We start from the raw sequence: 7,915 nt of genomic DNA on the forward strand, positions 1-7,915 counted from the left end.
TATCAGCGCGGCAGGATCCGCCGGATGACGGTTTTCTCCGCGGCCGGTTTGGAAGTCCCGATCGTATAGGCCGAAAGCACGGCGGCCGCGGCCGCCTCGGCATCCCCGGCATTGCGGGCATGGACCAGCGCCAGCGCCTCGCCGGTCCGCACTTCAGCGCCGACCGGCAGCAGCCTGGTGACGCCGACGGCGTGATCGATCCTGTCGTCCGGCCGCGTCCGCCCGCCGCCAAGCCCGACCACGGCAAGCCCGATCTCGCGGGTTGCTATGCCGGTGACAAAGCCGTTCGCGCTCGCCTTGACGGCGAATTCCGTTGCCGCTTTCGGCAGATATTTTTCCGGATTCTCGATGAAATCGGCGGGACCGCCAAGTGCCGCCACCATGCGCGCGAAGATGGCAGCGGCGCGACCGCCGGCCAGCGTCTCGGCGGCGCGACGCAGGCCGTCCTGGTTGGACGGCACCAGGCCTGCCGATTGCAGCATCTCGGCGGCCAGCGCCAGCGTCACTTCCTCCAGCCGCCGGTCGCGGAAGCGGCCGGTGAGGAAGTCGACGGCGTTGCGCAGCTCGACCGCATTGCCGGCAGCGGACGCCAGCGGCTCGTTCATGCCGGTGACCAGCGCCGAGGCCCTAAGGCCGGCGCCATTGGCGACGTCGACCAGGCTGTTGGCCAGCACCGTTGCATCGCGCGATTTCTCCATGAAAGCGCCGTTGCCGACCTTGACGTCGAGCACCAGCGAATTGATGCCGGCCGCCAGCTTCTTCGACAGGATCGAAGCGGTGATCAGCGGCACCGATTCCACCGTTCCCGTCACATCGCGGATGGCGTAGAGCCTGGCGTCGGCGGGTGCGAGGTCGGCGGTCTGGCCGATGATGGCGCAGCCGGTTTCGAGCACGGTCTTGCGGAAGCGTGCAACATCCGGCTGGCTGATGTAGCCGGGGATGGCATCCATCTTGTCCAGCGTGCCGCCGGTATGGCCGAGGCCCCTGCCGGAAATCATCGGCACATAGGCGCCGCAGGCAGCGACGATCGGTGCCAGCATCAAGGAGACATTGTCGCCGACGCCGCCCGTCGAATGCTTGTCGGTGACCGGGCCGGGCAGATCCGACCAGTCGAGCACATCGCCGGAATCGCGCATCGCCATAGTCAGCGCCACCACCTCGTCGCGGCTCATGCCGTTGAAGAACACCGCCATGGCGAAGGCGCCGACCTGCGCGTCGGTAACGGTGCGGGCGGTCAGGCCCTCGATGAAAGCCGATATCTCCTCAGCCGAGAGTTTTTGACCGTCGCGCTTGCGGCGGATGATTTCCTGGGGAAGCATCAGGCGTCTACCCTGTGCTCCGGAAGCCCGTCCTGAAAAACACGCTGCAGAATGGTCGCCAGCCGCGCGCCGCCGACCGGCGCCATGTCCTTGGTCTCCTGGTGCGACAGCTCGGCTCCGGTCATGCCGGCGGCAAGGTTGGTGACGACCGAACAGGCTGCGACGCGCAGCCCGAGGAAGCGGGCGAGAATGACCTCCGGCACCGTCGACATGCCGACCGCGTTGGCGCCCATGATGCGAGCCATGCGGATCTCGGCCGGCGTCTCGAAGCATGGGCCGGAGAACCACATGTAGACGCCCTTGTGCAGCCTGGTACCGGTGGCCTTCGCGGCTTGCTCGATGGCGGAGCGGAGACCGGCGTCGTATGCTTCGGTCAGGCCGACGAAGCGGCGGTCGCTCGGCTCGCCGATCAGCGGGTTGGAGCCTGAGAAATTGATGTGGTCGGTGATCAGCATCACCGAGCCCGGGCCCATCCCGGGATCGACCGAACCGGCGGCGTTGGTGAGGATCAGCCTGGAGATGCCGAGGCCGGCGAGCACCTCGAGTGCAGGCCGCATCGCCGCCGCGTTGCCGTGCTCGTAATAGTGTGCGCGACCGGACAGCATCAGCACCGGCGTGCCGGCAAAGAGCCCCGCCACCACCTCGCCGGCATGGCCGCTGACGCCGCTTCTGGGGAAGCCCTGCAAGTCGGCATAGGAAATGCGCACCGCATCCTCGACCTTGTCGACAAGCCCGCCAAGCCCCGATCCCAGCACCAGCGCAGTGGTCGGCGCCAGCCCGTCCAGCCTTTCGACGAGGTGATCGAGTGCTTCCTTCATTTCAACACATCGCCCTGGAAGCCGTATGGCAGCAACTCGCCCATGGTCACGGTCTCGACCACGCCGCTATCATCGCAGAGATAGAACTTCGTTTCCGGCCGGCAGAATTCAGCCAGCCGCTGCCGGCAGCCGCCGCAGGGCGAGCATTTTGCCACGCGTTCGGCGATCACGGCGATTTCCGTAATCTTGCCGCCGCCACCCATGATGTAGTGGCCGAGCGCGGTGGTTTCGGCGCACCAGCCCTCCGGATAGGACGCGATCTCGACATTGGCGCCGGTGAAGACACGGCCGTCCTCGGTGCGCAACGCCGCGCCGACCGGAAATTTCGAATAGGGCGCATAGGCCTTGGCCATGGCGGCTTTCGCCGCTTCGAACAGATCACGAGCCATGATAAATCAGCGTTCCTTGACATAAGGCACGCCGCCGGCACGCGGCGGGATTGCCTTGCCGATGAAGCCTGCAAGCAGGATGACGGTCAGCACATAGGGCAGCGCCTGCATGAATTGCACCGGCACCTTGCCGATCAGCGGCAGCGGCGTGCCTTGCAGGCGGATCGACGCCGCGTCGAGGAAGCCGAACAGCAGGCAGGCGAACATGGCGTTGACCGGTTTCCATTTGGCGAAGATCAGCGCGGCCAGCGCGATGTAGCCCTTGCCGGCGGTCATGTCCTTCACGAAGCCGCCATTCTGCACCATCGACAGGTAGGCACCTGCAATGCCGGTGAGCACGCCGGTGCAGATCAGCGCCCGATAGCGCAGCCAGGCGACCGATATGCCGGCGGTATCGACCGCGGCCGGGTTCTCGCCGACGGCGCGCAGGCGCAAGCCGAAGCGGGTGCGGAACAGCACCCACCAGGTGAACGGCACGGCCAGGAAGGCGAGATAGACCAGCACTGAGTGGCCGGAGATGAGTTCCGAATAGATCGGCCCGAGGATCGGCATGCTCCTGAGCGCATCCGCGCCCGGCCAGATGATTGTCTCGAAGCGCTCGCCGGCGGCCAGCGCCGGCGTGCGCCCGCCTTGCTGGAACCAGGCCTGGCCGAGCATGATCGTCGATCCGGCGGCAATGAAATTGATCGCGACACCGGAAACGATCTGGTTGCCGCGGTGGGTGATCGAGGCAAAGCCATGGATCAGCGCGAAGGCGACCGAAATGAGGATGGCCATGCCGAGGCCGAGATAGGCCGAGTGGAAGACCGAGGCGGCGGCGGCACCGGCGAAGGCCCCAACCAGCATCTTGCCTTCGAGCCCGATGTCGAAGACGCCGGCCCGCTCTGAATAGAGGCCGGCGAGGCAGGCGAGCAGCAAGGGGACCGACAGACGGATGGTCGAGTCCAGGACCTGTACGATGGCGTTGAAGAAATCCATCTCAGGCGCCCTTCCCCTTGACCGCTTCCATGCCGACCGATCTCGGGCTGAGCGAGGCGAACAGCGCCTGGACATAGGGCCGGAACATATGCTCGAGCGCGCCGGCGAACAGGATGACCAGGCCCTGGATGATGACGATCATGTCGCGGCTGATCGCCGGCATCTCGAAGGCGAGCTCGGCGCCGCCCTGGTAGAGCATGCCGAACAGGATTGCGGCAAGCACGATGCCGACCGGGTGCAGTCGCCCCATCAGCGCCACCGCGATGCCGACGAAACCGGCGCCCGAAACGAATTCGAGCGCGACATTGTGCTGGTCGCCCATCGTCGGGTTGAGCGCCATCATGCCGGCCAGCGCGCCCGAGATCATCATCGCAATGATGATGATGCGGATTTCCGAAATCCCGGCATAGCGCGCCGCTTTCGGGCTGTGGCCGTAGGTACGCATCTCGTAGCCGAGCTTGGTGCGCCAGATCAGGACCCACACCAGAAAGGCCATGGCCAGCGCCAGCAGCGAGCTGACGTTGAACGGCGCCGAACGGATTTTGGCGCCGAACAATTCGATGATCCAGTTGAGCTTCGGCAATTGTGCGCCTTCGAGGAAGGTGCGCGTCTGCGGCGCCATCGAGCCGGGCGGCTTCAGCATGCCCACCAGCGCATAGACCATGACGCTGGCGGCGATGAAATTGAACATGATGGTGGTGATGACGATGTGCGAGCCGCGCTTGGCCTGCAGATAGGCCGGGATCAGCGCCCACAGCGCGCCCATCGCCGCGGCGGCGATAATGGCGATCGGGAAGGTCAGCCACCAAGGCAGCACGCTGTCGAAGGCCAGGCAAACGATGCCGATACCGAGACCGGCGATATAGCCCTGGCCCTCGCCACCGATGTTGAACAGGCCGCAATGCGCCGCAACCGCCACCGACAGCCCGCTGAAGATGAAGGTGGTGGCATAGAAAAGCGTGAACGCGATGCCTTGGCCGCGACCGAAGGCACCCTCGACCAGGATGACCGCAGCACGCAGCGGGTTCTCGCCGACCAATATGACGACGAAACCGGCAACGACGAAGGCGACGAACAGATTGATCAGCGGGATCAGCACATAATCGGCCCAGGCCGGCAGCTTGGCATAGGGAGTGCTCATTCCGCGGCCTCCCGGTGCTCGACGCCGGCCATCAGCAGGCCGAGTTCGCCCTCGGTCGCGTCGGGGCCGCGCTCGCCGACGATGCGGCCGGCAAACATCACCAGAATGCGGTCGGAAAGCGAGCGGATCTCGTCGAGCTCGACCGAAACCACCAGCACCGCCTTGCCCTGGTCGCGCATCGCGATTAGGCGCTTGTGGATGAATTCGATGGCGCCGACATCGACGCCGCGCGTCGGCTGGCCGACGATCAGCACGCCGGGATCCTGCTCCATTTCCCGCGCCAGCACGATCTTCTGCTGGTTGCCGCCGGAGAAATTGGCGGTCTTGAGGCGGCAGTCCGCCGGTCGGATGTCGTATTTGACGATCTTGTCCCTGGCATCGTTACGGATGGCGTCGATGTCGAGAAACGGCCCCTTCAGATAGCGCTCGTCGTCCTGGTAGCCGAGGATCGAATTCTCGTTCTCCTCGAAGGCCAGCACCAGGCCGACATGATGGCGGTCCTCCGGCACATGGGCAAGGCCGCGCTCGCGCAGTTCACCGGGATCGGCGGCGCCGGTGAGGTCGATCGGCTTGCCGTCCAACGTGACCGAACCCGAAACGGCGCGCCTGATGCCGGAAATCGCCTCGAGCAGTTCGGATTGTCCGTTGCCGGCGACGCCGGCAATGCCGACGATCTCGCCGGCATGGATATCGAAGGAGACGTCGTCGACCATGGTGACGCCGCGGGAATCCTTGACCGTCAGGTTCTTGACCGCGAGCTTGACGCCGCCGGCCTTCGCCTCGCCTTTCTCGACGCGCAGCAGCACGCGCCGGCCGACCATCAGCTCGGCCAGCTCCTCGACCGTGGTCTTCCTGGTTTCGCGTGTCGCCACCATGGTGCCCTGGCGCATCACCGAGACCGTGTCGGTGATCGCCATGATCTCGCGCAGCTTGTGGGTGATCAGCACGATCGTCTTGCCCTGCTCCTTCAGCTGCCTGAGGATACGGAACAGGTGGTCGGCCTCGGCCGGCGTGAGCACCCCCGTCGGCTCGTCGAGGATCAGGATCTCGGCGCCGCGATAGAGCGCCTTGAGGATTTCGACGCGTTGCTGCAGGCCGACTGGCAACTCCTCGATGATGGCGTCCGGATCGACTTCGAGCCCGTATTCGCGCTCGAGCCGCTCCAGCTCGGAACGCGCCTTGGCGATGCTTTTCTTCAGCAGCGCATCGCTTTCGGCGCCGAGAATGACATTTTCCAGCACCGAGAAATTGTCGACCAGCATGAAGTGCTGATGCACCATGCCGATGCCGAGCGCGATCGCATCGTTCGGTGTCTTGATCGATGCCGGCTGGCCGCCGACACGGATTTCGCCGCTGTCGGCCTGGTAGAAGCCGTAAAGGATCGACATCAGCGTCGACTTGCCGGCGCCGTTTTCGCCGACGATGCCATGGATGGTGCCGCGCGTAATTTCCAGATTGATGTCGCGGTTGGCGCGCACGGCGCCAAAGCTCTTGTCGATGCCGATCAGCTCGATTGCGGCTTGCGCCATGCAGCCTGTTCCCACTGTTATTTTTTTACCGCTTGGTCAAACGCCTAGCATGACGCCCAGTCTGTGCCAATTGGGTCTGTGCCAATTGGCCGGAGCACGGTTCACTCTCGACAAATCCCGTCATGCTTGTCAATTTCCAACGTGGCCGCACCCTGCACAATCGCCTGATCGAGGAATTCAAATGACCATGCCCGACGACCGGCTGACGACGCTGGAAATCCGCGCCGCCGAGCAGGAGAAGACCATCGAGGAACTGTCCGGCCAGATCGCCGAGCAGTGGAAGGTGATCGAGCGCATGCAGCGCAAGCTCGACGCGCTGGCCGAGCGCTTCCTGGCGCTGGAGGAACAGGCCGCACCCGACGTGCCGGTGACCAAGCCGCCGCACTGGTGAGCGGCCTGACAATGCAAAACCGCCGGGCTTTCACCCGACGGCTCGTCAGCTCAGCAATGTCTGTCGATCAATACGGGCAGGCATTGTCCGACATGTAGTCGTGCACCTTGATGGTGCCGGCGATGATGTCGGCCTTGGCCTTTTCGACCGCTGCCTTCATCGCATCGTCGACAAGCGCCTTGTTGTTGTCGTCCATGGCGTAGTCGACGCCGCCTTCCTTGAGGCCGAGATCATTGATGCCGGCCGTGAACTTGCCGTCCTTGGCATCCATGAAGGTGTTGTAGACGGCAACGTCGACACGCTTGACCATGGAGGTCAGCACCTTGCCGGGCTGCAAGCCGTTCTGGTTGGAATCGACACCGATGCCGAGCTTGCCCGCGTCGGCCGCCGCCTGCAGCACACCGACACCGGTGCCGCCAGCCGCAGCATAGATCACGTCGGCGCCCTGGTCGATCTGCGTCTTGGCGATCTCGCCGCCCTTGGCGGGATCGTTCCAGGCTGCGGGCGTATCGCCGGTCATGTTCTGGATGACGTCGGTGGCGCCGGCCGCTTTGGCGCCGCCGACAAAGCCGCAGCCGAATCTGCGGATCAGCGGAATATCCATGCCGCCGATAAAGCCGACCTTCTTCGACTTCGAAGCCATCGCCGCCATCACGCCGACGAGATAGGAGCCTTCCTGCTCTTTGTAGACGAGGGAGCGGACATTGGGCTTGTCGACGACCATGTCGATGATGGCGAATTTGGTCTCGGGGAATTCCGTGGCAATCTTGTCAAGCGCATCCGACCAGGAGAAGCCCGCCATGACGATCGGATTGCGGCCATCCTCGGCGAAGCGGCGCAGCGCCTGCTCGCGCTGGGTGGCGTTGCTGACCTCGAATTCCACATAGGGGATGCCGGTCTCGGTCTTGAACTTTTCGGCGCCGTTGAAGGACGCCTCGTTGAACGACTTGTCGAACTTGCCGCCGAGATCGTAGAGGATCGCGGGTTGAATGTCCGCGGCGAAGGCCGGAAGAACCATTGCAGCTGCGGCCATAAGGCCGAGAACGATACGTTTCATGTGATCCACACCCCTGTCGGTTATTTGTCCATTATGCACCGCATGCCGGCCCGGTTCTCCGGCAGGCATTCGGCGTCAGGCAGGAGTGTCTTCCTCCCGCTTCGGGCCAATCTGGCACGGCCCGAAACAAAATTCACGTGGAATTTTGACCTGTTGGAAAAGCGTGGGGGGCCGCACCGGGGGCCCCACCCAAATAATTTTTGGCTGTGGGGGTAAAAAAGAGGGGCGGGGGGGCGGGATTGGGGCGGTGGGCCCCGGGTCCGCCGGCGCGCCAAAACAGGGGGGGGTTGTGG

8 protein-coding genes are annotated in these 7,915 nt (G+C 64.5%); 1 reads left to right on the forward strand and 7 read right to left on the reverse strand.

Annotation, left to right across the window (positions count from 1 at the left end):
* Positions 1-2: 2 nt before the first annotated feature.
* From deoA to NKH63_RS18455, 6 genes are read right to left on the reverse strand one after another with little or no spacing between them, the layout of a single operon-like run.
* Positions 3-1,319 carry a thymidine phosphorylase gene (gene deoA, locus NKH63_RS18430; protein WP_352845521.1) on the reverse strand — a complete coding sequence of 439 codons (1,317 nt, stop codon included), beginning with the start codon at positions 1,317-1,319 and terminating at the stop codon, positions 3-5.
* Entirely contained in the window at positions 1,319-2,137 is an 819-nt protein-coding gene (locus NKH63_RS18435) for a purine-nucleoside phosphorylase (protein WP_023719009.1), read from the reverse strand. Before NKH63_RS18435 ends, deoA begins: the two co-directional genes overlap by 1 nt.
* The gene (gene cdd / locus NKH63_RS18440; RefSeq protein ID WP_023719008.1) at positions 2,134-2,526 is read right to left on the reverse strand and encodes a cytidine deaminase; all 393 of its coding nucleotides are present in this window, start codon (positions 2,524-2,526) and stop codon (positions 2,134-2,136) included. The genes NKH63_RS18435 and cdd overlap by 4 nt, the downstream gene beginning before the upstream one ends.
* Before the next feature lie 6 nt (positions 2,527-2,532).
* Positions 2,533-3,504 carry an ABC transporter permease gene (locus NKH63_RS18445; RefSeq protein ID WP_352484652.1) on the reverse strand — a complete coding sequence of 324 codons (972 nt, stop codon included), beginning with the start codon at positions 3,502-3,504 and terminating at the stop codon, positions 2,533-2,535.
* 1 nt (position 3,505) lies between these two features.
* Positions 3,506-4,645, reverse strand: coding sequence for an ABC transporter permease (locus NKH63_RS18450; protein WP_352484653.1), 1,140 nt, complete (start codon positions 4,643-4,645; stop codon positions 3,506-3,508).
* The gene (locus NKH63_RS18455; protein WP_023719006.1) at positions 4,642-6,174 is read right to left on the reverse strand and encodes an ABC transporter ATP-binding protein; all 1,533 of its coding nucleotides are present in this window, start codon (positions 6,172-6,174) and stop codon (positions 4,642-4,644) included. Before NKH63_RS18455 ends, NKH63_RS18450 begins: the two co-directional genes overlap by 4 nt.
* Before the next feature lie 181 nt (positions 6,175-6,355).
* On the opposite strand from NKH63_RS18455, the gene NKH63_RS18460 reads away from it, so the two are divergent.
* Entirely contained in the window at positions 6,356-6,565 is a 210-nt protein-coding gene (locus NKH63_RS18460) for a SlyX family protein (protein ID WP_031194007.1), read from the forward strand.
* Between the two features lie 67 nt (positions 6,566-6,632).
* On the opposite strand, the gene NKH63_RS18465 is transcribed toward NKH63_RS18460, so the two are convergent.
* Positions 6,633-7,622, reverse strand: coding sequence for a BMP family lipoprotein (locus NKH63_RS18465; protein ID WP_352484655.1), 990 nt, complete (start codon positions 7,620-7,622; stop codon positions 6,633-6,635).
* Positions 7,623-7,915 lie beyond the last annotated feature (293 nt).

Source organism: Mesorhizobium sp. M0960 (assembly GCF_040319055.1).
GTDB lineage: Bacteria > Pseudomonadota > Alphaproteobacteria > Rhizobiales > Rhizobiaceae > Mesorhizobium.

Excerpts from the sequence above, each read along its gene's own strand:
- deoA (WP_352845521.1), bottom strand. The coding sequence starts at position 1,319 with ATGCTTCCCCAGGAAATCATCCGCCGCAAGCGCGACGGTCAAAAACTC.
- NKH63_RS18435 (WP_023719009.1), bottom strand. The coding sequence starts at position 2,137 with ATGAAGGAAGCACTCGATCACCTCGTCGAAAGGCTGGACGGGCTGGCG.
- cdd (WP_023719008.1), bottom strand. The coding sequence starts at position 2,526 with ATGGCTCGTGATCTGTTCGAAGCGGCGAAAGCCGCCATGGCCAAGGCC.
- NKH63_RS18445 (WP_352484652.1), bottom strand. The coding sequence starts at position 3,504 with ATGGATTTCTTCAACGCCATCGTACAGGTCCTGGACTCGACCATCCGT.
- NKH63_RS18450 (WP_352484653.1), bottom strand. The coding sequence starts at position 4,645 with ATGAGCACTCCCTATGCCAAGCTGCCGGCCTGGGCCGATTATGTGCTG.
- NKH63_RS18455 (WP_023719006.1), bottom strand. The coding sequence starts at position 6,174 with ATGGCGCAAGCCGCAATCGAGCTGATCGGCATCGACAAGAGCTTTGGC.
- NKH63_RS18460 (WP_031194007.1), top strand. The coding sequence starts at position 6,356 with ATGACCATGCCCGACGACCGGCTGACGACGCTGGAAATCCGCGCCGCC.
- NKH63_RS18465 (WP_352484655.1), bottom strand. The coding sequence starts at position 7,622 with ATGAAACGTATCGTTCTCGGCCTTATGGCCGCAGCTGCAATGGTTCTT.